Source organism: Heliobacterium chlorum (assembly GCF_014502795.1).
Classification (GTDB): Bacteria; Bacillota; Desulfitobacteriia; order Heliobacteriales; family Heliobacteriaceae; genus Heliobacterium; species Heliobacterium chlorum.
This window is the reverse complement of the sequence record NZ_JACVHF010000002.1, coordinates 107,257-131,400: the sequence shown is the minus strand read 5'-3', so window position 1 is coordinate 131,400 and position 24,144 is coordinate 107,257. Positions and strand designations below refer to the sequence as shown.

Below are 24,144 nucleotides of genomic sequence, written 5' to 3'. Positions count from 1 at the left end.
CACAGTATCCCCGAAGGCTCTCAGGTCTATGAAATGACCGCCCGTCATCATACCTTGGAGATTGAAACGTTACGTCCCAAATCCTGCAGCATTTGAATATCCTCTGCCACAGTTCTGCCGCTGGTCGTCAAATAGCTTCCGACCAAAGCCGCATTGGCACCTGCCATAAAACATAAGGCCTGTAAGTTTCGCAATGCCCCTTCGCGCCCTCCCGCCATACGTAGATAGGCTGACGGGAGGATGAGACGATAGATGGCGATGGATTTAAGAATCTCCATCGGTTCTAAGACCGGTTGCCCCTCCATCGGCGTTCCTGCGATGGGATTGAGAATATTGATCGGTATCGAAGGGATATTCAGATCGCGTAACTCAAAAGCCATGTCTATGCGGTCCTGGATCGTTTCACCCATAGAGAAGATACCGCCAGAACAGACCTTCATGCCCACCGCTTGGGCTGCTTTGATCGTCTCGATGCGATCTTCATAGGTATGGGTGGTGCAAATGCTAGGAAAAAAGTTGCGGCTCGTCTCTAAATTGTGGTGATACATGGTTACACCACAGTTCCAGAGGCGCTGCAGTTGATCCTTCGTTAAAATACCCAAAGATGCGCAGAGGTGAAGGTTCGTCTTCACACGGAGTTGTTCATATATGTACAAAACTTGGTCCAAATCGACGTCACTCATCCCCTTGCCGCTGGTAACGAGGGAAAAACGATGGGCACCGGCTTGTTCCATTTCCTTAGCTCGTTCTAAGATCGGTTCCACACGAAGTAGATCATAATGTTCTACGTCGGTATTATACCAAGCCGATTGGGCGCAAAACCGGCAGTCTTCCGAACAGGCCCCAGACCGGGCATTGATGATGGAACACAAGTCTACATGCTTTCCAGCATACTGTTCCGTCACCCGACGGGCCGCGTCCATCAGTGCGTAGATCTCGCTCCCCTCTGTTTTAGCCAATTGATAGGCCAGTTCTCGATCAATACCCTTCCCGGCAAAAGCCATTTCTTCGGCTTGGTGTAATCTTTTTTGCATAAATGGTTCTTCCTCTCTGTCTTCGTCGTTTGTCAACTCGTTATACTAAGCAAGGTATACAATCCGATTATACCCTCCTCTTCCTCACCTGTCTAGAAGCGGAACTTGTCTGGCCTCTTGCGAAAAGACTCACTTCTTGTTACGCTTGATCTCAAGAATACTTTTGCAGTTATATGTATGTTTTCTGGAGAGGAGGCTCGCTCATGTTTGAACACCAAATCCTGTTATTTTTGACCCAACGAATGACGATTGTAATTACGATCGCCTTCCTTCTGTCCAGACATTCCGCCATTCGTCGTTTTTTTGCCTACCAGCGAACGACGACGAGCGACGTCATACGTTTGATCGGGATTTTTGGGACCGTTTCCATCTTGGGGACCTATTCGGCGATTCCCATTGACGGTGCCTTAGCTAACTCCCGAGTCATCGGACCGGTGCTGGCCGGATTGCTCGGTGGACCTGCGGCAGGTATCGGGGCTGGGCTGATCGGAGGAATTCACCGTTACTCTATGGGTGGCTTTACTGCTCTAGCTTGTGCTCTTTCCACGGTCACAGAAGGTTTGATCGGCGGTCTGATTCGACGTTACCACCCTCATTCCTTAAATGGATTGAGCGCCTTTATCACTGGGCTCGTCGCTGAGACATTACAAATGCTGATCATCCTGACCGTCGCTAAACCTTTCGAGGATGCCGTGACTCTGGTTAGGCATATCGGTTTGCCCATGATCCTAGTCAATGCGACAGGGATCGCCGTTTTCGTACTACTGATTCAAGATATTCGAGCCCAAGAAGAACAGGCAGGTGCCCTGGTGGCTCAAAAGTCCTTGCATATCGCCAATATCACCTTGCCTTTGCTGCGGCGAGGTTTAACGGAATCATCAGCCCAAGCCGTAGCCGAACTTGTCAAGAACATGACTGATTTAGACGCCGTGGCACTGACAGATCGGGAAAAAATCTTGGCTCATGTGGGAGCGGGGGCTGATCATCATCTACCGGGAGAACCGATCATGACCCGGGTGACCGCGGAAGCCTTAGCGACAGGAACGGCCGTCGTTGCCTCATCGAAAGAGGAAGTCCAATGCGTACACCCGAACTGCTCTTTGAACGCCTCCATTGTTGTCCCCTTGCTCTGTAAGGACAAGCCTGTCGGCGCACTGAAACTATACCGTACCAAAGAGATGGGACTAGTAGATCAAGAATTGGCGAAAGGATTAGGCCATCTCTTTTCGACACAGTTAGAAATCGCCGAATTAGAAAAAGAAGCTCGTCTAAAAACGACCGCCGAAATTCGTGCTTTACAGGCCCAGATTAACCCTCATTTTCTCTTCAATGCGTTGAATACGGTCGCCTCCTATGTGCGGACTCAACCGGAGACAGCCCGTAAGCTGTTGAATCAATTGGGAGACTTCTTTCGAAAAAATCTTCGTGAACCGGCTCAGTTCGTTTCACTGCGGGAAGAAGTGCGGCATATTGAATCGTACCTCGCCTTAGAACAAGCCCGCTTTGAAGATCGCCTCCATGTGGAATACGACATTGCCGATGATGCGGCGAACTGCCAAGTTCCGCCTTTGCTGCTGCAGCCTCTCGTGGAAAACGCTGTTCGTCACGGGCTCCTTCCCCTGCACGAGGGAGGAACCATCACAATTCGAGCCCACCGGCTTGCTGATATTGTCTTTATCACCGTTGAAGACGACGGGGCAGGCATGACGTCTGAGCGGATGGCACAGCTTTTTGCGGAACGACCGCCTTCTGCCTCCTCTTCTAGCAGCATCGGGTTGCGCAATGTGAATGAGCGTCTCTGCAGCATTTACGGTTCAGACTATGGCTTGCATATCGATTCGAAACCAGGTTTAGGGACCATTTGTTCCCTTCGAATTCCCGATGCTCCACAGTCCCTTTTATTGGCTGGTTAGGAGGTGGATTTAATGCCGATTCGCACGCTTATCGTCGATGATGAAGCGCCAGCCCGGCGGGAGTTGCGCTTTTTATTGGAAAAGCTGCCTGAATGCCAAGTGATCGGAGAGGCTTGCAGCGGTGAAGAAGCTTTGGATTTCCTGTCCACCCACACTGTGGACGTCCTCTTTTTAGATATTCAAATGCATGACATGGACGGGCTAATGGTAGCCCGCAGACTGTTGGAACAGGGGCGACTCCCTTTCGTCGTATTTGCGACAGCCTTTGATGCCTACGCACTTCAAGCTTTTGAAGTCCGGGCTTTAGACTATCTTTTAAAACCTTTTGATCCGCAGCGTTTGGAGACAACCTGGCAACAGATTCAGGAACGGATGCTTCATCCCAGAGGCTTGGAGGAGCAGTTGGGACAGTTGCGAAGCTTGTTGTTAAGCAAGAGTGACTCGAACCATGAACCAAAAGACCACGGGCAAGTTGAAGCAGACCCACCCTCCCCCCGCTTGTTTCGTTGTGTCGCTGCCAATAAGAACGGTAAGATGTTACTCGTCGATACAGCGAAGATCCTTTACGCCACTGTGGAGGGACGAAAAGCCGTCGTTAAAGTCGATGACGAACGTCTCGAATTGAACCTGACTCTACAAGAGTTGGAAGATCGCCTCGATGCGAATCAGTTTTGCCGCACCCACCGGGCCTATTTAGTGAATATCTCTGCCATCCGGGAAATCATCCCCTGGTTTAACGGAGCTTATAATCTTATCTTGCATGATCAAAGTGAAGTGCCCGTCAGTCGCCATTATGCCAAAGCGTTGAAAGAACTACTAGGGCTCTAACTGCTAAGGAGAATCCTTCATCTAGGGGGCCATCGCGTTCAATTAGAGGGTTGATTCAATCGTCATTTTTACGAAACGAAATATGTATTCCATGTGAGAAAGCGTGCACGTTATGCACGCTTTTTTGCCTTTTATACGGGGTTCCTAGACGTTTGTGTATAATATCACTAATATAAAAACATGAAATCCTGCTCTACGCTCTTATCACGATTTTTCACACAAAGGGGGAACTGTTATGAGTGCATTGACTTTGATCATTGCTACTGCCTGCATCCTAATCTTGGCCTACCGCTTCTATGGCGGTTTCGTCGCGGCCAAAGTGCTCGCCCTAAATCCGGCACGGAAAACACCGGCTCACGAGTTCAATAACGGTACCGATTATGTGCCGATGAACAAATGGGTCGCCTTTGGTCACCACTTTGCTGCCATCGCTGCTGCCGGTCCCCTCGTCGGACCTATCTTGGCTGCTCAATTCGGCTATCTTCCCGGTACCCTATGGCTGCTCATCGGGGCCGTACTCGGTGGCGCTGTCCATGACATGGTTGTCCTCTTTGCTTCGGTACGACACAAAGGTCAATCCTTATCAGAAATTGCCAAAGAAGAAATCGGCCCCATCGCTGGTTTCGCTGTTGGTTTAGCTATCCTCTTCACCATCACCATCACCATGGCCGGCCTGTCCCTCGTAGTCGTTCATGCCTTGAAAGATAACCCTTGGGGCACCTTCACCGTTGGAATGACCATTCCCATCGCTATGATTATCGGCTTAATTATCAAAGCCCGCCCGGACAAGCTTCGGGAAGCCACAATTCTGGGTATGGCCTTGATTATCCTGGCAGTAGCTTTCGGGCCTTATATCAAAGGCACCTGGATCGGCCACCTGTTTACCCTCTCCGAAACAGGCATCAAACTTGCCCTTCCTATCTATGCCTTTTTCGCTGCTGCCCTTCCTGTATGGTTCCTTCTAGCTCCACGAGATTACCTCTCTTCCTACATGAAGATCGGTACGATCGGTGCTCTTGCTCTCGGTATCATCTTTGTCAACCCGGTTTTGCAAATGCCGGCGTTGACTCAGTTCATCAACGGCGGCGGCCCCATCATCAAAGGGCCGGTCTGGCCTTTCGTCTCCATTACCATCGCCTGTGGCGCCATTTCCGGATTCCACGCTCTGGTTGGTTCTGGAACAACACCCAAGATGATTGATTCTGAAAAGGATATTCTGTTAGTCGGTTTCGGCGGTATGCTGATGGAAACTTTCGTCGGCATGATGGCTCTTATCGCAGCTTGTGTTCTGCAACCTGGTGACTATTTCGCCATTAACTCCGCTCCTGCCGTCTTTGCCAAGTTGAACATGCCCATCGTCGATCTCAATCATCTATCCCAATTGGTCGGTATGGATCTGGCCGGCCGGACCGGCGGGGCTGTCTCCCTAGCTGTCGGTATGGCCTCCATCTTCTCCAGTCTCCCCGGCATGGATCATCTCATGTCCTACTGGTACAATTTCGCCATCCTCTTTGAAGCGGTCTTCATCTTGACGGCGATTGACGCAGGTACCCGGGTAGCCCGGTACATCGTTCAAGACTTCTTTGGTCAAGCCATTCCCAAGTTAAAAGATAACGATTGGAAACCGGGCGTCATCGGATCCAGTGTCCTCGTCTGCTTCCTCTGGGGGTACTTGCTCTACGGCGGCGATATCGCTACTGTATGGCCGCTCTTCGGAGTATCTAACCAATTGTTGGCTTCACTGGCTCTGGCGATTGGAACCAGTCTCGTATTGCGCAGAAGCAACGGCAACATCCTCTACGGCCTTGTCACAGCAGTCCCGATGGTCTATCTGTTCGCTTCCGTCATGACTGCCGGCTACTGGACTATCGTCAACCAGTACCTCCCGGCAAACAACTATCTGAATACCGTCCTTTCTTCTATCATGATGGGCCTGTCCGTCATCGTCATGGGTGATGCTTTGATCAAGTGGTATTCCATCATTAAATCGGCGTCAAGGTCTAAGGCGGGACAAGAAGTGAGCAAGTCTCTGTAGAGAATAGATTGCTCCTCCGATAAAAAGTCCTGGCACTTTAATCGTTTACTTCTATGAAAAAAAGAAGCCGGAGATGTTACATCTCTAGGCTTCTTTTTTTCATAGTTAGGAGCTCTTCTTGATGCTTATGCCTGGGTCTGTTGGCGTAGTGAATGATTTGGTCATAATGCCGTCACTTATTCTACATTTCCAACCCGATATTGACCTCGATCCGGCCGATCGATGTATCCACCGGCACAGATACCGTCTCGATGGAACTGATGATGAAGTAGATGTCTTTACCGAAGATAATGGACGGCGGAGTAATATCGAAGGTGATCTTTTCACCAGACAACAACAAGGACAGGCTCGATGAGATGGCATTGCCAGTGATCATATTGGCCATCTCTCCGATCGCACTGCGGGCGATCGAATCGATTTCTTCCACAGGCATGCCATACATCATGGCCGATACGGTTTTCTTAGCCGTTTCTGAAGACATCGAGTAAGCTACGTTTCCCCGTACATTTCCCACCAAACCTAGGACGGCGGTAATATCGGTGTCTACATGCATCGTCTCTTTCCGTTCAGGCTTACCAAAATGGATGTCGGTCACACCGAACTGACCGATAACGTTTTTCAAGGCCTCCAAAAAGGGGCTTATGTATTTATCTTCCATGAGACTGTCCTCCTCCGGTACCTATGCTTTGCTGATCGCCACGCTGGCTTTCAGTTTTCCGTAGGCGGTCGTACAGGTGACCGAAGCCGACGCGACCTTCGGAATGGAGATAATGACATCCGTTCCGGCAAATACGATAGGCGGTGCTAATCGAAGACTTAATCCGTATTCGTTATTGAGCTTTGTAATGGCGTTGCCGGAGATGATGTTGTTCATCTCAGAAACTACGGCCAACACCATTTGTTCTTTTGGGGAATCATAGCTTGAGCCGGTTATATTCTTTGCAGCTTGCAGCGCTACCTGCGTATCTAGGTCGATCAGAAAACGTCCTTTGATTTTTCCAGCGAACGTGATGATCGAAGAAACGCCATATGAATGAACTTCTTCATTGTCGGTAAAAGGTTCACCATCGGTTTGAGCTTCAATCATGGCCATTTGTTTGAAGATATCCTGTAATGCTTCCACAAAAGGCACGGTCATGCGCATATCCATAGAGGCTGCCCCCCTTAAATTACTTTAGCAATTGCGCTAATAATCTTGTAATCATCAAAGGGTTTTTGCAGGAAGATATCGATGCCGAGGGCTTTGGCTTGCGACACGATTTCCTCATCGCCCATGGCACTTAACATGATGATTTTCGCCGTCGGCTGTTGACTTTTAATCGCTTTCGCCGCTTCCAATCCATCAATGATCGGCATGGTGATATCCATAAAAACTAAATCCGGTGATAATTGGGTGAATAGTTCCACAGCTTCTTTTCCATTCATAGCATCGCCTGCAACCTCATAACCATGTTTTTCTAATGTCTTCCGCAACAAGTTATGGATCAAGGGAGAATCGTCAACGAGCAGAATTCTTTTTATCATGCTTACCCCTCCAAGTATACAAGTTCAAGTGTCGCCTCAATGTCACCGGCAAAGTAATGTTTGCACCGGTCCACAGGTTTGCTTTTATAGACAATGTGCTGATTTTCCCCAACCAGGACGAAAGGAAGTGTGATTCGAAAGTGAAAATCAGTTCCGACGAGAGAAGATTTGCTGCTTCCGGCGATCATATTGACGAGTTCCGCCATGCCGTCGGCCAGATCGTCCTCTTCGAGTTCAGCCGGAGATATACCGGTCATATAAGCGACGACGAGTTTCGCCGCTTCCCGGCTCATACTGAGAGTGATCATAGCGGTGCGACGTCCGATGACCAACATAGCTCCCGTGTAGTCACAGGTTGTTTTGAAACCGCCACCGACGGGGCAAGGCTGTTCATCGACGAGGATGCCGGCCATCGAGCGCAATACTTCTTTCGTGGATTCCGCTAGTGAGTTGCGCAATCGCGTTAGTTCGACGATATGTCACCCCTCCCTAGACATTCAAGGATTTTTTTCTGCAGATCTTCCGTGGTAAAAGGTTTCACCAAGTAATGGACCGCTCCAGCACGTATGGCTCGAACGATGTTTTCCCTTTCCCCTTCGGTGGTCACCATCATTACCGGAATGTATTTATAAACGGGGTGGCTTTTTATCCGGTTCAATAACTCCCATCCGTTCATTCCAGGCATGTTCCAGTCCAAAAGGATCAAGTCGATACCATCATGTTTGTCCATAATCTCTAAAGCTTCCTCACCGTCCGAAGCTTCTAACAATGTTCCTTCCAGGACTTCTACAGCCCCCCGGATGATCTTGCGGATGATGGCGGAGTCGTCTACTGACAATACGATCATATGCTTACCTCTTCACAGTATAGTAGATGCCGCCCATATGTTCCTTAACGTTAAAATGATCCCTGTAATCTGTATAAATCTCTGAATTGCCTAAAAACAGCACTCCATCGGCGGAAAGACTCCGGGCCATTTTTTGTAAGACGAGACGTTTAAGGGTGTCTGCAAAGTAAATGGTTACATAACGGCAAAAGATGATATCAAATTGACCGAAGATGCCGTAGTCATCTTGTAGGTTGAATCGTTCAAAGCGAATCATCTTTTTGATTTTCTCGTCGATAGACCAGATGCGCCCCTCTTGTTGAAAATACTTCGCTTTGTACGAGTCGTCCATTCCTCGAATCATGGAAATGCTATCATATCTCCCCAAACGAGCCAACTGAACGACGGCAGGCGATATATCGGTCGCTAAGATCTCGAATCGATCTGTTGTGATATCTTTGATTCCATGCTCTCGTAAATAACGATCAATACACATCGCTGTGGAATAGGGCTCCTGCCCTGTCGAACAGGCAGCGCTCCAAATTCTCACCCGAAAGCGCTTACCTGCCCGAAACTGCTCCACAAAGTTTGGGAGCAAGACTTCCTCTAAGACTTTCCAAGGCGTTTTATCGCGGAACCACAAAGTCTCGTTCGTCGTAATGGCATCGATGACTTTTTCCGCCATTGCACGATCCCGCTGCTGATGGATCCGATAATAAAACTCTTCAAAGTCTCGAGCACCTGATTCAGCCAGCAGACGTCCCAATCGCCCCTCAATGAGATAGGCTTTGTCATCACCGAGGTGGATGCCGCATTCCTTCTCAATGTATTCCTGAATCAGACGAAACCCTTTTAAATCGGTGGAAGCCATCAGCTATTTTCCTCCCGAAACGAGCCGGTTAATCCGCGGCGCTATCTCTTCGATGTCGACAGCTTCATCGGAAAGACCAGCCTCAACGACACTACGGGGCATGCCGTAGACAACACAAGTCTTTTCACTCTGGGTCAGGCAATAGCAATCACAGTGTCTCTTCATTTCTGTCACGCCCCGCAATCCGTCGTTTCCCATGCCGGTCAGTATGACCGCCAGTATTCGTTCTCTCTTAAATCCTTGAGCCAACGATTCAAAGAGTACATCAGCAGCCGGACGCACGCCGTTAACTAGGGGACTATTGCTCAGCTTGATCGCTTTGCTTGCCCCTTTTCCAGGCTGCACAGTCATATGCAGTCCGCCGGGAGCGATCATGATTTTACCTGGCCGAACCGTTTCTCCTTCCCCAGCTTCTACCACGGGAAGTTGGCACTTCCTTGTGAGTGATTGGGCCAAAATCCGGGTGAACTCGGCCGGCATGTGCTGAACGATAAGGACGGGGATGGGAAAATTGGCCGGTAGTTGTTGGCAGACCTTCTCCAGAGCTACAGGCCCCCCGGTAGAAGAGGCGATCACGACGAGGTCAACACCGTTGAATTTTTTTTGGTTTATGGAAAGGGAGGTCGCCGTTCTTTCTTTGGCGACAGGTGGTGCCAAAGTAAGGGTTTTTTGTGTTTGTTCGGAGGTTAGGGTAGCCGATTCTTTGATGGACGATAGTTTCTTGATCTTGATTTGAGCGAATAAAGCCTGAAGTTGGCTTTTCAACTTTTCCATGCTTTTGTTGGCGTCAGACTCTTCCGGTTTAAGGATAAAGTCCAATGCACCCAGACTTAATGCACGGACAGTGGCGCTGGCATTGTCCGGTCCTCGGCCGCTGATCAGGATGACGGCGATCTGGGGGTGTTCCTTGCGGATTTGTTCCAAGACAGCCAATCCATCCATTTCAGGCATGAACATATCTAGCAAAGCTACATCGAGTTTATTGTGCCTGATACGCTCCATGGCGAGCAAGCCGTTTGACGCCGTAAACTCGACGGTTGCTAACCCGGTACTTTCAACAGCGTGTGCAAGGATCTTGCGATAGACTAAGGTATCATCGGCGACTAGGACCTTCAGCTTTTCCAAGCCTACCACCTACTTATTTAGACCTTGAACTGTTTTACCAGCGTCTCCATCGTTTTCGCCATATCGGCCAGGTGTTGTGCCGCACCACTGGTCGATTCAGCTCCGCTCGCCGTTTCGGTGGAGGCCATACTGATCTCTTGAATGCTGGCCGAGATTTCGTCAGCGCCTTTGGCCACTTCCGTTGCCGAGCGGGCCACTAAGCCGACTTTTTCAGAAGCGTTCTCTGTATTGCGAGCCACATCATTCGCTGCGATGGACAGTTCCTGGGCAGAGCGGGCGATTTCCTGAACTCCTTTGGAAGCTTCTTGGCTGCCACGGGCTACCTGCTGAGCGTTAGAAGCTAAATCGCTGATTTCCCGAGTGATGTTGTTGACTCGCTCTGCTGCCGCTACGATCGACTTCGAAATCTCCCCGGTGATGGCTGATTGTTCAGTCACAGCCGAGGCAATCGTGTTCGTGATTTCGGTGATTTCACCGATGACGTCGGTGATCTTCTCTACGGCTTTGACGGCTCCAGCCATGTTGTCCTGCATGGCTTCGATTTGCTGGCTGATCTCATCGGTCGCCTCTGCCGTTTGTTTGGCTAGTTCCTTCACTTCGTTGGCTACGACGGCAAAACCCCGTCCAGCCTCACCGGCACCAGCTGCTTCGATGGCCGCGTTGAGGGCCAGCATGTTCGTCTGCTCGGCGATATCGTTGATTACATTGACGATTTTACCAATTTGCTTAGAAGATCCGTTGAGTTTTTCGATGATCGTATTCGTTTCGTTTGCCCTGTTGCCGGCGTCACTGGTGATATGAATGGAACGTTCACAGTTATGACTGACTTCGTTTAGAGAGATATTGATTTCCTTGACAGCGGTGGCAACGCTGTTGACGGAACCGGATACCTCTGATGACGAATGAGACACGCGGTTAATACCATTAGAAATCTGCTCAACTACATCGCTCACCTGATCGACACTGGCCGAAATCTCTTCGGAAGCGGCAGCCAAATTCCGGACGGTACCGGACATTTCCTCTACGGCCGAAGCGATGACATGGATGTTCTTGCTGGCATCCCCTGCCGCCATGGCCGTAGACTCGATGCTGGTCGTGATCTGGGTAGTGGCAGCGCTGACGACACTTGTCTTAGCACTCATCTCTTCACTAGTGGCCGCCATAGTGCTCGATGTGTCGAGCAGGTTCACCGAAGCTTGATTGAGAGAAAGGGAGTTTTGATAAATCTCTTTCATCATTTCCTGGAAGCGGCCCATCAACCGGTTATAGGATTCCGTAAGCTGTCCAACCTCATCTTTGGAGACGCTTTCTCCGCGGACGGTAAGATCGCCTTTTTCCGCTTGGGCCATGAGTTCTTGAATTCGTACGATCGGCCCTTTGATATTATTAGATATGTACAATCCGAGTACGATGGCAATGAGCATACCGGCCGCCGACAAAATGAGCATAAACTTGATCGCCGAATCGCCTTCAGCCTCGTTCGTCTTGGCTTTGGTCTCGGCTTGAGCAACTTTCATTTCAATCAGGCGCTGCATGGAATCGCTGACGTCGTTGGCCTGGCTTAAACCGTCTTTCATGACGGCGACAGCTTCATTTCTTTGTCCCGTCGCTGCAACCTGTAAAATACGTTCTTGTAAAATTAGATACTTTTCGAAAGCCTTGTCCAGTTTGTCGACTTCTTTACGAATCTCATCAGATTTAACGGTTTTCGCAAATTCATCAAGGTTTTCCGCAACGATCTTATCATTATCCTTTAACTTGTTCTCATAATCTCTTCGACTCATGGAGTCATCGGCAAGGATAAAATCCCTCATGTTGACTCGGCTTTTATGGAATGCAATCGCTGCATTGCTAATGTGGTTCAAAGGTTCCGTATTCGTTCCGTACATGTCCTTGAGGGCTTCATCCAAATGCTTCACATTTAGATAGCCCTGGATGCCGATTAAACCGGCGATGCAGGCGATCAAGATGAAACTGCTGATCAGCTTTGCCCCGATTTTCATGTCCTGAAACCACTTCATCTTCGATTTCCTCCTTTTCCTTTCTCCATTATTGCTCAAAAATGACTTCCGAATCGATGACCATCAACAGTTCCTCATTGAGTTTGACCACTTCTTTGACAAACCGTGTGAGCTCTCCACTCATGTTGGCCGGCGGACCTTCCGAGATATCATCTTGGATATCGACGACAGACCCCGTCCGATCGATGAGAAACCCGATATGCTCAGGCGCTTCGGCTCTCGGCTTTAAGACGATGCAGACTGCTCTTCCCTTCTCCGGCTCTTTTCCGTTATTCAACAGATAAGCTAAATCGAGAAGAGTGACAACCTGTCCCCGCATGTTGAACAACCCGACAATATGAGCCGGAGAGTCTGGAACGGGCGTGTATTCGATATTGCGCTGGATCTCTTTCACGGCGACGATGTCCAAGCCGAAGAGCAGTCCGCCCAAATAAAAGGTGAGTACTTTACCGGTCATCCTGCTTCCCTCCTCAAGCGGAGTGCCTCTTCCAACCGATCCAGGATCCGTTCTTTGTCTAACTTAACCTCGTAAAAGTCGAATCCGGCTTCCCTACCGAGTTGACGGCTTCGCTCGTCCGTCATCGACGTGAGGGCAATGACGGGCAAGGGGGCCAATCTTTGGTCGGATCGAATTCGTTTGACTAGTTCAAAGCCGTCCATGACCGGCATTTGGATATCAGACACAACCACATCGACAGAGGAATTTTGCAGGATGTCCCAAGCCTCTTTACCGTTTGACCCGTAGAGAACGCGATAACCGGCCCACTCCAGGTAGCTCCGTTCCATCTTCGCAAAAAAGGGTGTGTCCTCGACAAGCAGCACTGTCCTCCGGTTTCCACTGTGACTGTGTCTTTCGTGGATTTGATAATGCTCCGGTGCAGCTAGCTCGAAGAGATCATAGATGTTGATCACCAGCACGATTCGGTTGTGCAGGATCGTCGATCCCACTAAGCCTTTTGCTTTGATGTTCTCCTGGTTGAATTTAACCCGTGTCTGGATGATGTCTTCAATCCGATGGATGAGAATACCCATGGGATATTTGACGAGTTTCGGAATAATGACGTAAAGCTTGTCCGGTTGCCCCTCTCTTCGCGTAACGGGAAGATATTGTTCCGGACGAATAACCCGGAGCGAATCGCCTCGAAATTGGATGTACTCCTTTTCGCCAATCCGTTCAATCTGGCTAGCCTGAATCGGTTCGACCCGGGCCACCATGGAGAGATCGAGGCTGAACGTTTCCGTACCGGAGCACTGAAAGAGCAGCAGGTTTTGGGCTTCCGCCATGCTCTCGATGGCCGATTGTTCTTCTTCAGCGCTCTTTTTTCGTTGTTCCTCCGTAAATCTCAAGTTTGCCTTGCCTGAAATGCCTTCCGGGTTCAGAATCATGGCGACCTTGCCGTCTCCTAGGATAGTCACTCCCGAGTAGCATGGGCATTCTCCCAGGTACCGCGGAAGAGGTTTGACGAGTATTTCTTCACCATCATGAATCGCATCGACAGCCAGACCGTATTGTTTCGTGCCAATCTTGAGCACAAGGACACGAACCACCTCTGTCGTATCGAGAGATTCTTTGCGCAACCCCAGCACATTGCCGAGGTGAATGATCGGCAATAGGCGGCCCCGTAATCGCAGCACTTGGGCGCCTTGAAAGCGTTCGATTTTCCGGTTCGGATCTCCCGGTTTAATTCGAACCATCTCCTGAAGGTTCACTTGAGGCAAAGCAAACTTTTGACCAGCTACTTCCACGATGAGGGATGGAATGATCGCCAATGTTAAAGGCAGTGCGAGCCGGAAGGTCGTACCTTGTCCAGGTCGGGTCATGATGTCGATAGCTCCGCCCAGCTTTTCAATGTTTGTCTTGACCACGTCCATGCCGACACCTCGGCCAGACACATCGGTGACTTGCTCTGCCGTAGAAAAACCGGGCTGGAAGAGCATGTTCAGAATTTCCCGTTCGCTCATACTCTCCGCTTCGGCCGCTCGCATCAGCCCTCTCTCTAAGGCTTTCGCTTTGATCTTTTCCACCTTGATACCGGCACCGTCATCGATGATGTCGATGTTGACACGGCCGCCTTCGTGATAGGCTTTGAGAAAGATATGACCCGTTTTCGATTTGCCCTGAAGTTCCCGCACCTCAGGTCTTTCGATCCCGTGGTCAGCCGCATTTCGAATCAAATGAGTCAGTGGGTCTGCTAGCGATTCAATGATGGACTTATCAAGTTCAACTTCTGTGCCTTCCATTTGAAGATCGATATCTTTCCCAAGCTTTTTGGACAGTTCCCGGATGATCCGTGGAAATTTGTTAAAAACTTTCGCCACAGGCTGCATGCGGGTCTGCATGATTTTTTCCTGCAGTTCCGTGGTGATATTATCGATGTTTTGAAGGACACTGTTCAGTCCGGCGATCTCTTTGCGGTGATCTTCCAGGCAACGCAGCAATTGGTTCCGTCCCAGCACCATTTCGCTGGCGAGATTGAGCAAATCGTTCAACAGGGAAACATGCACACGAACCGTATCGTCCACAGCCACCGCTTGGGCTTTCTTCACCATATCCCCAGCATCGTCTACATTCGGCGACGCTGTCAATGGCGTCGAAAGACTAGACGAATTTACCGGCTTCATTTCTTCTGTCGTCACTGAGTGATCCATAACACCATTTGCCATGCCGGTGCTGCTTTGAACCATTTGCCTTGGTTCAGTCAGGGGATCGAACTTTTGGAATGCACTAGAAAAGTCCAAATCCTTCCTAAGAATTTGGGCTAAATCCTCTTTCTTCGTGTTTATGTCTAACTCCACGATATCCTCTTCGGGGATATCAAGGGCTAAAGTGATCAAATTCTTTTCCAAGACCGTCGTGAACAGAAATATGAAGTTGATGTCCGCGTTGAGAATATCATCGAGTCCGCCTACTTCGCTGATGTCTGTATAGGAATCGATGATCTGTCCGATCGATGACAATTTATTGAAAAACATGACCGGAGAAGGATTGGCCTTGACATTTTCGTTCAGGCGCAGGCGAATTTTATATAAACCATGACCATGTTTCAGTGCATCGGTGATGATCGTTTTTTCGTTGTCAGCAAAAAGAACTTCCTGATTTTTTTCGTCCGTTACGACAAACTCTACCGCCGGTTCATTCGGAAGATTGGGCTTGCGATTTTCCAGGATGGCGGTGATGTTCTCAATATGGACAGAGACATCTCGATCGTCGCTGTTTTCCACATCGACGATCATCTCTTTCAAACAGTCATTGGCCGCCAGAAGATAATCGACCGTGTCATTCGTTATAGCCAGATTGCTGTTGCGAACCTCACCGAGCAGGTTCTCCATGACATGGGCGATCTTGATGATATTCTGTAAACCAAAAAAACCAGCAGTACCTTTGATGCTATGGACAGCACGAAAAATACCATGTATCGTATCCGGTTCGTTGGTTCCGTTGCCAAACAACAGCAAGCCGTTTTCTACCGTTTCTACATGTACAGTTGCTTCTTCAATAAACTCTTTAATGAACTCCAGGTTTTGCAACTGTCAACCACCCCTTTACTAGGCAGTTTCGATTTCGAGGATTTTATCCAGCTTCATCAAACGAAATAGCCCGAATATATCTTCATTAAGCCCGGTCAATTTGAAAGCCTTACTGTTGCTGCAAGCTGACTTATAAAGTCCGATGATAAAAGAAATACCCGTAGAATCGATATGCTGTACCCGCGACAGATCCACCGATATTTCACGGTAATTATCGATTTGGCCTACCATACGTTTTGCTTCGTCGACCAATCCTTTAACCCGGTTTGCTGTTAGATCTTTCTCTATTTGAATACATAGTTTTGCTTGTTTAACTTCGCTTTTCACTTACGATTACCTCCCTCTTTTCCAACGTTTCCAAGCTGAGCTCAGCGCGAACCGAACTACCTAAAACCGATACAGTAAAACCCATCAGCGAAATGATCTGCAATCCCCGATTTCGTTCCCGAGTCAGATCCTGCAGGACATTCTCGGGAATCGCTTTATTCAATTCAAAACCCGATCCTTCGTCAGTAACAGCTAGATAAATCCGTTGTCCCTCTACACGAACGTCACAAAGAACTCTTTTGCTCACATCCATACGGTTTCCGTGTTCTACCGCATTGTTCATGATTTCCCTAAGGGCAAAGTCAATGATAAAAGCCGTCCTGGGAGGGTGATTTGGGAAATCCTTTTTGAAAGTTTCAACGATTTGTTGGACGACCTGATCGACCGCCTCAAAGGTAGAAGCGATTTCAAAATGAAGTTTCAATCCTTGCTCGCCCCCCTTGTTACCCTCTCACTTCGATGTCTAGATTCATTATAACTGCGTCGATTTCGTCGTACAATGATTCCAACCAATGGATGTTCAAGAAGTGGCTAAACTTTTTTAAAAAAGAAAGAGACAGGGCAATGCCTGCTCTCTTTTTAATAAGTTTCCTTTAATCATCAATAGAAAAAGCAAATGAGTGACCCCTTAATGAATCACTTACCGTTCCGGAACCAAGAGAAACTGAATATGGGGATTTTGCTCGGTGGCCCAGCGAACAGACCATTCGTTACGGAAGAGGGCAACGGGACGATCTTGAATATCGCGGATGATCACACCGCTGTCCAATCCTTTGACCGGTTTACCTTCCTGATACCCATCGAGCCAACGGGCCACACTGTAGGGGAGGTGATGCATAGAAATATCGACACCATACTCGTTTTTTAGACGATATTCTAATACTTCCAACTGCAAAACCCCGACAGCGCCAACAACGAATGATTCTACACCGATTTCCGGTTGCCGGAAGACTTGAACAGCTCCCTCCTGGGTTAACTGAGTCATACCTTTGACAAACTGTTTTCGTTTCATCGTATCTTTGGCTTGCACCCGTGCAAAATGCTCCGGCGGGAAGACTGGAAAATCTGCAAAGTGGACGTTCTTCCCTTCCGAACAAATCGTATCGCCGATGCCGAAGACACCCGGGTCAAACAACCCGATTACATCGCCGGGGTATGCCTCATCAATGATGACTCGTTCCTGCGCCATAAACTGTTGCGGCTGGGCCAGTTTGATAGATTTACCGGAAGGCACGTGTTTGACAGACATCCCCCGAGTGAACTTTCCCGAACAAACTCGAATAAAAGCGATCCGGTCCCGGTGAGTCGGGTTCATGTTCGCCTGTATCTTAAAAACAAAGGCGGAGAAATCCTCGTTCGTGGGGTCAATCGGACCATCTGCTGTTTTCCGGGCCAGGGGTTTGGGAGCTAACTTCAAGAATTCTTCCAAGAAGGGACGAACACCGAAGTTTGTCAGGGCGCTGCCAAAGAACATGGGCGTCAACTCGCCCCGCAAAACCTTATCGATATCAAATTCATCGCCCGCCATATCCAGCAGTTCGATATCGTCGCAAAGCGCCCGATGAGCATCAACACCGAGAATATCAGCAAAGGCCGGATCATCTACTGTTCCCACCGTAGAAGGCATGACCCACTGCCCATGAGCTCCACCTTTTTCAAAGAGTTCCACCTGAGCTAGGCGACGGTTGTAGACACCTTTATAGTTGCCATCGACTCCGACAGGCCAGTTCATCGGATAGGAGCGTATCCCCAAGACGTTTTCAATCTCTTCCATCAGTTCAAAGGGACTCTTTCCGTGACGGTCCAGCTTGTTGACAAACGTAAAGATGGGGATCCCCCGCTGTCGGCAGACGTGGAAGAGTTTCTTGGTCTGATCTTCGACACCCTTAGCTACGTCGATGACCATGACGGCGCTGTCTGTTGCCATCAAAGTCCGGTACGTATCTTCACTAAAGTCTTGGTGACCGGGTGTATCTAGGATGTTTACACGAAAGCCGTCGTAATCAAACTGAAGCACACTGGATGTAACGGAAATACCCCGCTGCTTTTCGATCTCCATCCAGTCCGAAACAGCATGTTTGGCTGCTTTCCGAGCTTTAACGGTTCCAGCCAAGCGAATGGCCCCGCCATACAGAAGCAATTTTTCCGTCAAGGTGGTTTTCCCCGCGTCGGGGTGCGAAATAATGGCAAAAGTTCGACGCCGTTGAACTTCCGAATGTAATTCCGTTGCCATTTCAGACATTTATCTTTCCTCCAAAATGTATAATCAGCATATTTTTAAGGACTCATTGCACGTAAAGGGAAATCGGGCCTTACGCCCTAATACGCCACAATGGATAACCTAATGGATGCTTAAACAGTTGATATAGTAAGCCTAGCCAAATTCTCTGGCTAGGAAAACCACATTATAATAGTATACATTTTATTCGTCCAAAGGAAAAGGCCGGCGACAAAGAATCTTCGCGCACGGCCACGATTATCATCATTCGCTTTTCTCACAGTTACAGCCAGGCAGGTGCATCGTGAATTTGGTCCCCCGTCCAGATTGACTGGTCGCTTCAATTCTACCTCCATGAGCCTCGGCAATCGCCTTGACAATCGATAACCCCAGTCCAGTTCCGATCGTCCTTCGGGTGACCTCGTTTTCAGCGCGGTAAAAACGCTCAAACAAGTGGGCCTTTTCATCCGGTCCCAGTCCGATCCCCGTATCCCAAACTTCAATTGCGATCATTTTCCCTTCTGCCGAGACCTTAATTCCGCAACTTCCGGAAGGGGTGTATTTAATCGCGTTCGACAGGAGATTGCTGACAGCCTGACCCAGGCGAACTTCATCACCGTAGATTCCCGGGAGATTAGCGTCAATCTGAGCATGAAACTCCAGCCCTTTTTTCGCGGCAAGCAAGTTGTAGTTTTCGATTTGTGGCATAAGTAAAGTTTCTATGTTCAAGCATTGACGGCGTGCGTGGGCTGGGTTGGCCTGTAGTTTTTCCAAATCAAGAATATTGGAAACGAGATGGTGCAAACGTTCCAGATTCGCCTTGGCTTGGAGCAAGAACTGCTTACGTTCGCTCGGTTCCAGATCCGGTTCCATAGCGAGTTCTATGTACCCGTCGATGCTGGCCAAGGGAGTACGTATCTCATGGGTGGCGACGGAAAAATACTCGCTGCGCAAACGGTGAACCTCTTCGTCTTTTGTCACATCGCGAAAGATGAGTAACCAGCCTACCCTTTGGTCATTTGTTTGGACAGGGTTCGCATACATATCGACCTGGCGGTTTGTCTCCGCTTGCATAGACAGTCGGATTGGTCCGAGAGGACTGACGGAACCGCTGCTTAGTTCCGATTGCAGCAAGGCAAGGAGCTTCTCGGTCTCCTTAATTTTCATTTTAATCGATCGATAGAACAAATCAGTGTTATCGAAATTGATCACTTCTTCGTCGATGCCGAACAATTCACCGAAAGCGGTATTGCACATCCAAGCCCCATGTTTTCCACTGTAAAATGCCAATCCATCCTTTGATGAATTCATCAACGCCACTGTCCGTACCCGCTGCTCTGCACGGCGGCGAGCGAGTTCTTCAAAGGGACTCTGAACTTGACTGATGAAAATAGCGTTATAGAAAAAGGCGTAACTCACTATTTTCAACAGATGGCCAGACAAGTTAATAGTGTCATAGGGCAGGTTGAATAACATAAAGGACAGTTCTGTTAGGGCCGATAATCCGAGGCCAGCGGCGATCAGATCCCCTTGATGGTTAACTGAAGCCTCATCTTTTCTCAGCCAGTAAAAGTATCCCGAAAGCCCATAGAGAAGAATCAAAATCCCCTCGACGGCCATTTTCCAAAAAGAGTTCTCATTCTCTTCCATATAGACTGGAAGATGGTCCAGAACAGTACGTCCCACATAGATCGTAGTAAATACAAAAACTCCGATCCAGAGCAATCCCACATAGACTGTCGCAGCAGGCCGTCGTTCCATCGACGGGATGAATAGCCCCGACATCATCGACACAGCCAACATGAACCGGGTAACAGTCCAGAAAAATGCCGACAGCCGAGGATCCGCTGTCCAGGGACCGGGCATACCCGGATAAGTAAGCAGATGTATCGTATCGAGCAAACCAACTGTTAAAAAGGCCAGACCAGTATGAATCTGCCAGGAAGTCGCCTTGTCTTTCGTATGCCAAATCGTGGAGAAAACAAACATGGCGACGAGAATGGCCATTCCCTCAGCGACGATGTGGATGGGAAGGGCTACAGCAGGTTGAAGCTGAAGATAATCATCTAGCCCAAAGACTCGACTGAGCAAAAAGATCAGACAAGCGGCACCCACCGTCAAGGGAGCAATGGAGAGGCGACGATTGCCAAAAGCCGGGAAAACTTTTGACAAGACCGGAAACGTTTCCACAATCCCCTCCCCCTTCGATGGATTTTTGTTTTTTTGTCTTAATAGGTTCCTTGATAAGGTTATTTTTTCCTCCTTTGTGCATAAAAAGATATTTATTCTTCTAAATCATTCATTCTTACCAAGATCGAATGAGCGGAACAATCAATGGCTGATAGACAAATTCCAAAAGTAAAAAGAGCATGGCTCCGACCAAAGATCCGACGACCGAACCGTTGATCCGTATCCACTGCAGGTCATTACCTGCTTTCTCTTCGATAAAGCGGTTTAAATCGTCGTTTGTAAAGGAACGTAATACCTCATAAACGATCTGCCCAACGAGCTTATGTTCCCTTTCGATGATGCTGCACAAGGTATCTTTAATCTGCGACTCAAGCTGATCTTGCAGTTCCCTTTTTGACTTAAAAAAGAGCCAAAGACGCTCCACAGGGCCTTGCAACCACGAAGAGGAAGTACTCTCTTCTTCCGACTGTTCATCATTTAGTAGAGCCATCAACTGGCGGATCAGGTCTTCCAAGCGCATACGGTCGATGAACTGCAGCTTCCAATGTTCAAGGGCTTCCACCCAATCACTTCGGACCGCTACATCGTCGAGCTTCTCGGCGATAAGTACTTTGATCTTGCGACGCAAGGGATGATCAACATTTTTAAGATCCCACAGCGTATCGATGAGTTGACGGTGCATGGAATTGGCAGCAGCAGATGGATTGTAGCTGTTCGTCAGTAACGCTGTCGTCAAAACGAGGGCCGGAAGCAACCCTTCCACTTGGCTCTTTTCAGTGTTTCGAACCAGCCGGTAAATCTCCTTTCGTGTCTCCGGCTTTTCGGCGATTCGAATCAACTCATCGAGCACATCATCGAGCCACCGATCCACCTCTCCCTGTTCGAGGGCCCCATGAAGTAGAGGGATCAACTGTCCTGTTAAGGATACTTTTCGCAGCTCTTCCTTGAGGGGTCTTTCTAAGTAACGGGCCAGGACTTTCGGTTCTAACGAGAGCATTCCTTCGCGAAGCAATTGGTGCAGTATTGAAACAAAATAGGACAGTCCTCGGCGCTTTTCCACCCAATCGATTATCCCGTCAACAAGGTGAACATGGGCCAAACGATTCTTCAACACTTCGGCGCTCAAGAGATCCTTTTCTACCACTTTTACGATCGCTTCGATGGTCTTTTCTCGATTCCGAGGGATCAATTCCGTATGCCAGGAAAACCCCAAGGGGCGGCGAAAGAGTGCCGTTATGGCAAACCAATCAGCAATCCCACCGACTAGTGCCGCTTCCGCCGTAAAGAAGCCGAATCGAATCCAAAAAGCGTGAGGATAGACATATCGCAAAAGAACGAACAGCGCGAAGAGCGCTGCGGAAGCAGCCAAAATGATATCTGCTTTTTTCCATCTCATATGCATTCACCCTCATGGCATCCAAAAAGTGAGCAGGAATATGAGTAAACCGACGAAACCGCCGACGAGAGAACCGTTGATCCGGATCATCTGCAAATCATTCCCTGCCTTCGATTCGATCAGTTCTACTAGTTCGCCATCGGAAATTCGCTGCAGGTTTTCTTCCACCAGTTTTCCTATCTCTCCGTGTTTTTCATCGATCCAGAGAAAAAGAAATTCTTTGATCACCCGCTCCAGTCCTTGCCGCTGATCTTTGTCGCCTTTCCATTCAGCGATTAACTTTATTAACCGGCTGCGCAGAAGTTTTAACCATTTTGGCTCCTCTTCGGTCACCGCGTTGCTATGATCGTGGACCCCCTGAATGATCTCTTCCAGCATGGGACGCAAATGCAATCGTTCCATCAGCCTTTTTTTCCATTCTTCCACTTTCTGCTGCCGAGAAGGGTTTTTTCGCAGATCTTCTGCCCACTCCTGAATGCGTAGCAGCAACCGTAAGCGTAGAGGATTATCGGCGTCATGAATTCCCTCCAAAAACTTCTCCATATCCTTCTGTAAGCGGACAGCTAACGTTTCCGGTGTCATCCCTAGAATCGTTTCATTGAAAAAGCGGCGCCGTTTCATCCCTGACTCATAGTTTTGTTTGGCCACCTTGATTAAGCGAATCACTTCCGGCGTCACCGCTGGATGACCGATAAGATCTTTCAATTCATCGACAGCCAAATCGACCAATCTTCCCGCGAGGCCTTTGTCCAGGGCCGACTCGATATGGCCAGCCAGTACTGGTGCCAACGGAACCTCCATGAAGAGTATCTTCATGGCCTCTTCCAAGACATCGACTGCTCGGGGATGTTCCGCCCATTGGATCACCTTGGCGCTTAGCAAGCGGGTTACGTCCCCTCCTTGCTGTGCGTCAGAGATGTGTCCGAAGAGTAACTCTGTCAGATCATATCGGTTTAATTGCTCTTTAATATTATCCCTCGTCAACAGTTCCCCTTCGACCATATGAATGAGCGCCTCGAAAATCCGCTCGCGGTTACGGGGGATAATCTCGGTCCGAAAAGGAATCCCTAAGGGTTTTCGAAAGAGAGCCGTTACTGCGAACCAATCGGCTAACCCTCCGATTAGAGCTGCACTACAAGTGCTGGCGATAAGTCCGCCGGCAAAAGATGCATGAAAGGGATAACTCCCCAAAAAGCCGACAAATGCGACAAACAGCAGAAAGGTCGCTTTGTGACGGTTGTTCACTCAAATCGTCCCCCCGTATTCGGGTCTTTCTATCGTTTAAGCTCTTTCTTATTAATTATAAACATTTTTACAACCCCATTGTAACGCAAAAAGGCCTATGGTAAAAATAATGCTATCGTCGACATAATTTGGTCATTGATTGTAATTATCCTATGATTAAAAAACCTGTTATTATAAACGTGAACCAAAAAGGGGGGAGATGGCTTGCTAACCCGTAAAGAAGCGCAGGAAGAGGCTGTTTTATCGGTCATCCATATCAACGATGAGCCGATAGGTTCGGGAAGCATCCGGCAGTTGGTGGCCGATCGAGGTTTGGCGATCAGTGAGGCCACCATTGGTCGCATTCTGAAAGAGCTGGATCAGAAGGACTACACGGTCAAAAAAGGCTTTCAAGGCCGTACTTTAACGCAAAAAGGCTATGAGCGGCTTTGTGAGTTAAAGCACCGCCGGGAACATTCCACGATTCGTAAGGAACTGGAAGAGACCTTAAGCCCGGAAAATAAAAAAAATATGCTCGACATGCTGGTGGCTCGCCGTGCTATTGAAGGCGAAATCGCCGCCCTGGCAGCGACACACATCACCTCCCAAGAGATCGACGCCATGGAACGGGTACTTGCTCACCATGAACTTCATCGTCAGCGTGGACAATACGGTGTAGAACAGGACATCCACTTTCACCAACTCTTAGCTCGCGCTTCCCGGAATCGCGTCTTGGAAAAAGCTATGGATCTGATTCTCCAATCGGGCCGTCGTTCCCCCACCCTAGAATTTATCCGCAAAGAAGTCAACGGTAACATCATTGATGACCATCTCCGTATTTTCGAAGCAATCAAAGAAAAAAACCCTGACAAAGCCCGTTCTGCTATGATCAGCCATATGGAAAACGTCACCCGTGATGTCACTTTGTACTGGAAAAGCCACTGATCTGTCGTTCCATGTCGCACCTGCTTTTTTCGGAAAAATGTAATTGCGGGAACAGTCACAAAAAATATTTGATTTTGCAGGAATTCCTGATTCAAAGGAGAATATTTATCTCATCAGTCGCTCATCACCGATGAGTACC

21 protein-coding genes are annotated in these 24,144 nt (G+C 48.7%); 4 read left to right on the top strand and 17 right to left on the bottom strand.

All coding sequences use genetic code 11. The annotated features are described in order from the left end of the window. Positions 1–47: 47 nt before the first annotated feature. On the bottom strand, positions 48–1,034 hold the full coding sequence (gene bioB / locus H1S01_RS03680) for a biotin synthase BioB (protein ID WP_188038765.1): 987 nt from the start codon (positions 1,032–1,034) through the stop codon (positions 48–50). A gap of 203 nt (positions 1,035–1,237) precedes the next feature. Here bioB and H1S01_RS03675 point away from each other — a divergent pair, with 203 nt between their 5' ends. The 3 genes from H1S01_RS03675 (at position 1,238) to H1S01_RS03665 (ending at position 5,810) form a co-directional block, all read left to right on the top strand. After that, on the top strand, positions 1,238–2,947 hold the full coding sequence (locus H1S01_RS03675) for a sensor histidine kinase (protein ID WP_243236941.1): 1,710 nt from the start codon (positions 1,238–1,240) through the stop codon (positions 2,945–2,947). 12 nt (positions 2,948–2,959) lie between these two features. Further along, entirely contained in the window at positions 2,960–3,775 is an 816-nt protein-coding gene (locus H1S01_RS03670; protein ID WP_188038763.1) for a LytR/AlgR family response regulator transcription factor, read from the top strand. Between the two features lie 235 nt (positions 3,776–4,010). Further along, positions 4,011–5,810 (top strand): carbon starvation CstA family protein, encoded by a 1,800-nt coding sequence (locus H1S01_RS03665; protein ID WP_188038762.1) that lies wholly within the window; start codon positions 4,011–4,013, stop codon positions 5,808–5,810. 181 nt (positions 5,811–5,991) lie between these two features. Here the strand turns inward: H1S01_RS03665 and H1S01_RS03660 are convergent, their stop codons facing one another. The 16 genes from H1S01_RS03660 to H1S01_RS03585 form a co-directional block, all read right to left on the bottom strand. Continuing rightward, the gene (locus H1S01_RS03660; protein ID WP_188038761.1) at positions 5,992–6,468 is read right to left on the bottom strand and encodes a chemotaxis protein CheX; all 477 of its coding nucleotides are present in this window, start codon (positions 6,466–6,468) and stop codon (positions 5,992–5,994) included. A gap of 21 nt (positions 6,469–6,489) precedes the next feature. Then, positions 6,490–6,960, bottom strand: coding sequence for a chemotaxis protein CheX (locus H1S01_RS03655; RefSeq protein WP_188038760.1), 471 nt, complete (start codon positions 6,958–6,960; stop codon positions 6,490–6,492). Positions 6,961–6,974: 14 nt separating this feature from the next. Beyond that, a complete protein-coding gene (locus H1S01_RS03650; protein WP_188038759.1) occupies positions 6,975–7,334 on the bottom strand; it encodes a response regulator in 360 nt (119 codons plus the stop codon). Positions 7,335–7,336: 2 nt separating this feature from the next. Beyond that, positions 7,337–7,747: a chemotaxis protein CheX gene (locus tag H1S01_RS03645; protein ID WP_188038758.1), complete on the bottom strand. Its 411-nt coding sequence runs from the start codon at positions 7,745–7,747 to the stop codon at positions 7,337–7,339. 50 nt (positions 7,748–7,797) lie between these two features. Continuing rightward, a complete protein-coding gene (locus H1S01_RS03640) occupies positions 7,798–8,181 on the bottom strand; it encodes a response regulator (RefSeq protein ID WP_188038757.1) in 384 nt (127 codons plus the stop codon). A 4-nt stretch (positions 8,182–8,185) separates the two neighbouring features. Beyond that, positions 8,186–9,031 (bottom strand): CheR family methyltransferase, encoded by an 846-nt coding sequence (locus H1S01_RS03635; protein ID WP_188038756.1) that lies wholly within the window; start codon positions 9,029–9,031, stop codon positions 8,186–8,188. A gap of 3 nt (positions 9,032–9,034) precedes the next feature. Further along, positions 9,035–10,156, bottom strand: coding sequence for a chemotaxis-specific protein-glutamate methyltransferase CheB (gene cheB / locus H1S01_RS03630; protein ID WP_188038755.1), 1,122 nt, complete (start codon positions 10,154–10,156; stop codon positions 9,035–9,037). A gap of 17 nt (positions 10,157–10,173) precedes the next feature. Continuing rightward, positions 10,174–12,177 (bottom strand): methyl-accepting chemotaxis protein, encoded by a 2,004-nt coding sequence (locus H1S01_RS03625; protein WP_188038754.1) that lies wholly within the window; start codon positions 12,175–12,177, stop codon positions 10,174–10,176. A 28-nt stretch (positions 12,178–12,205) separates the two neighbouring features. Next, entirely contained in the window at positions 12,206–12,634 is a 429-nt protein-coding gene (locus H1S01_RS03620) for a chemotaxis protein CheW (protein WP_188038753.1), read from the bottom strand. Beyond that, positions 12,631–15,705 carry a hybrid sensor histidine kinase/response regulator gene (locus tag H1S01_RS03615; RefSeq protein ID WP_188038752.1) on the bottom strand — a complete coding sequence of 1,025 codons (3,075 nt, stop codon included), beginning with the start codon at positions 15,703–15,705 and terminating at the stop codon, positions 12,631–12,633. The genes H1S01_RS03620 and H1S01_RS03615 overlap by 4 nt, the downstream gene beginning before the upstream one ends. Before the next feature lie 18 nt (positions 15,706–15,723). Beyond that, positions 15,724–16,032, bottom strand: coding sequence for an STAS domain-containing protein (locus H1S01_RS03610; RefSeq protein WP_188038751.1), 309 nt, complete (start codon positions 16,030–16,032; stop codon positions 15,724–15,726). After that, the gene (locus tag H1S01_RS03605; RefSeq protein WP_188038750.1) at positions 16,016–16,456 is read right to left on the bottom strand and encodes an ATP-binding protein; all 441 of its coding nucleotides are present in this window, start codon (positions 16,454–16,456) and stop codon (positions 16,016–16,018) included. Before H1S01_RS03605 ends, H1S01_RS03610 begins: the two co-directional genes overlap by 17 nt. Positions 16,457–16,672: 216 nt before the next feature. Beyond that, positions 16,673–18,274 (bottom strand): peptide chain release factor 3, encoded by a 1,602-nt coding sequence (locus H1S01_RS03600; protein ID WP_188038749.1) that lies wholly within the window; start codon positions 18,272–18,274, stop codon positions 16,673–16,675. 240 nt (positions 18,275–18,514) lie between these two features. Further along, the gene (locus tag H1S01_RS03595) at positions 18,515–20,440 is read right to left on the bottom strand and encodes an MASE3 domain-containing protein (RefSeq protein ID WP_188038748.1); all 1,926 of its coding nucleotides are present in this window, start codon (positions 20,438–20,440) and stop codon (positions 18,515–18,517) included. Positions 20,441–20,555: 115 nt separating this feature from the next. Continuing rightward, a complete protein-coding gene (locus tag H1S01_RS03590) occupies positions 20,556–21,836 on the bottom strand; it encodes a DUF445 domain-containing protein (protein ID WP_188038747.1) in 1,281 nt (426 codons plus the stop codon). A 12-nt stretch (positions 21,837–21,848) separates the two neighbouring features. Further along, positions 21,849–23,081: a DUF445 family protein gene (locus tag H1S01_RS03585; protein ID WP_188038746.1), complete on the bottom strand. Its 1,233-nt coding sequence runs from the start codon at positions 23,079–23,081 to the stop codon at positions 21,849–21,851. A 204-nt stretch (positions 23,082–23,285) separates the two neighbouring features. On the opposite strand from H1S01_RS03585, the gene H1S01_RS03580 reads away from it, so the two are divergent. Further along, the gene (locus H1S01_RS03580) at positions 23,286–24,005 is read left to right on the top strand and encodes an FCD domain-containing protein (RefSeq protein WP_188038745.1); all 720 of its coding nucleotides are present in this window, start codon (positions 23,286–23,288) and stop codon (positions 24,003–24,005) included. Positions 24,006–24,144: the final 139 nt, after the last annotated feature.

Excerpts from the sequence above, each read along its gene's own strand:
- bioB (WP_188038765.1), bottom strand. The coding sequence starts at position 1,034 with ATGCAAAAAAGATTACACCAAGCCGAAGAAATGGCTTTTGCCGGGAAG.
- H1S01_RS03675 (WP_243236941.1), top strand. The coding sequence starts at position 1,238 with ATGTTTGAACACCAAATCCTGTTATTTTTGACCCAACGAATGACGATT.
- H1S01_RS03670 (WP_188038763.1), top strand. The coding sequence starts at position 2,960 with ATGCCGATTCGCACGCTTATCGTCGATGATGAAGCGCCAGCCCGGCGG.
- H1S01_RS03665 (WP_188038762.1), top strand. The coding sequence starts at position 4,011 with ATGAGTGCATTGACTTTGATCATTGCTACTGCCTGCATCCTAATCTTG.
- H1S01_RS03660 (WP_188038761.1), bottom strand. The coding sequence starts at position 6,468 with ATGGAAGATAAATACATAAGCCCCTTTTTGGAGGCCTTGAAAAACGTT.
- H1S01_RS03655 (WP_188038760.1), bottom strand. The coding sequence starts at position 6,960 with ATGGATATGCGCATGACCGTGCCTTTTGTGGAAGCATTACAGGATATC.
- H1S01_RS03650 (WP_188038759.1), bottom strand. The coding sequence starts at position 7,334 with ATGATAAAAAGAATTCTGCTCGTTGACGATTCTCCCTTGATCCATAAC.
- H1S01_RS03645 (WP_188038758.1), bottom strand. The coding sequence starts at position 7,747 with ATGGCCGGCATCCTCGTCGATGAACAGCCTTGCCCCGTCGGTGGCGGT.
- H1S01_RS03640 (WP_188038757.1), bottom strand. The coding sequence starts at position 8,181 with ATGATCGTATTGTCAGTAGACGACTCCGCCATCATCCGCAAGATCATC.
- H1S01_RS03635 (WP_188038756.1), bottom strand. The coding sequence starts at position 9,031 with ATGGCTTCCACCGATTTAAAAGGGTTTCGTCTGATTCAGGAATACATT.
- H1S01_RS03625 (WP_188038754.1), bottom strand. The coding sequence starts at position 12,177 with ATGAAGTGGTTTCAGGACATGAAAATCGGGGCAAAGCTGATCAGCAGT.
- H1S01_RS03620 (WP_188038753.1), bottom strand. The coding sequence starts at position 12,634 with ATGACCGGTAAAGTACTCACCTTTTATTTGGGCGGACTGCTCTTCGGC.
- H1S01_RS03600 (WP_188038749.1), bottom strand. The coding sequence starts at position 18,274 with ATGTCTGAAATGGCAACGGAATTACATTCGGAAGTTCAACGGCGTCGA.
- H1S01_RS03590 (WP_188038747.1), bottom strand. The coding sequence starts at position 21,836 with ATGAGATGGAAAAAAGCAGATATCATTTTGGCTGCTTCCGCAGCGCTC.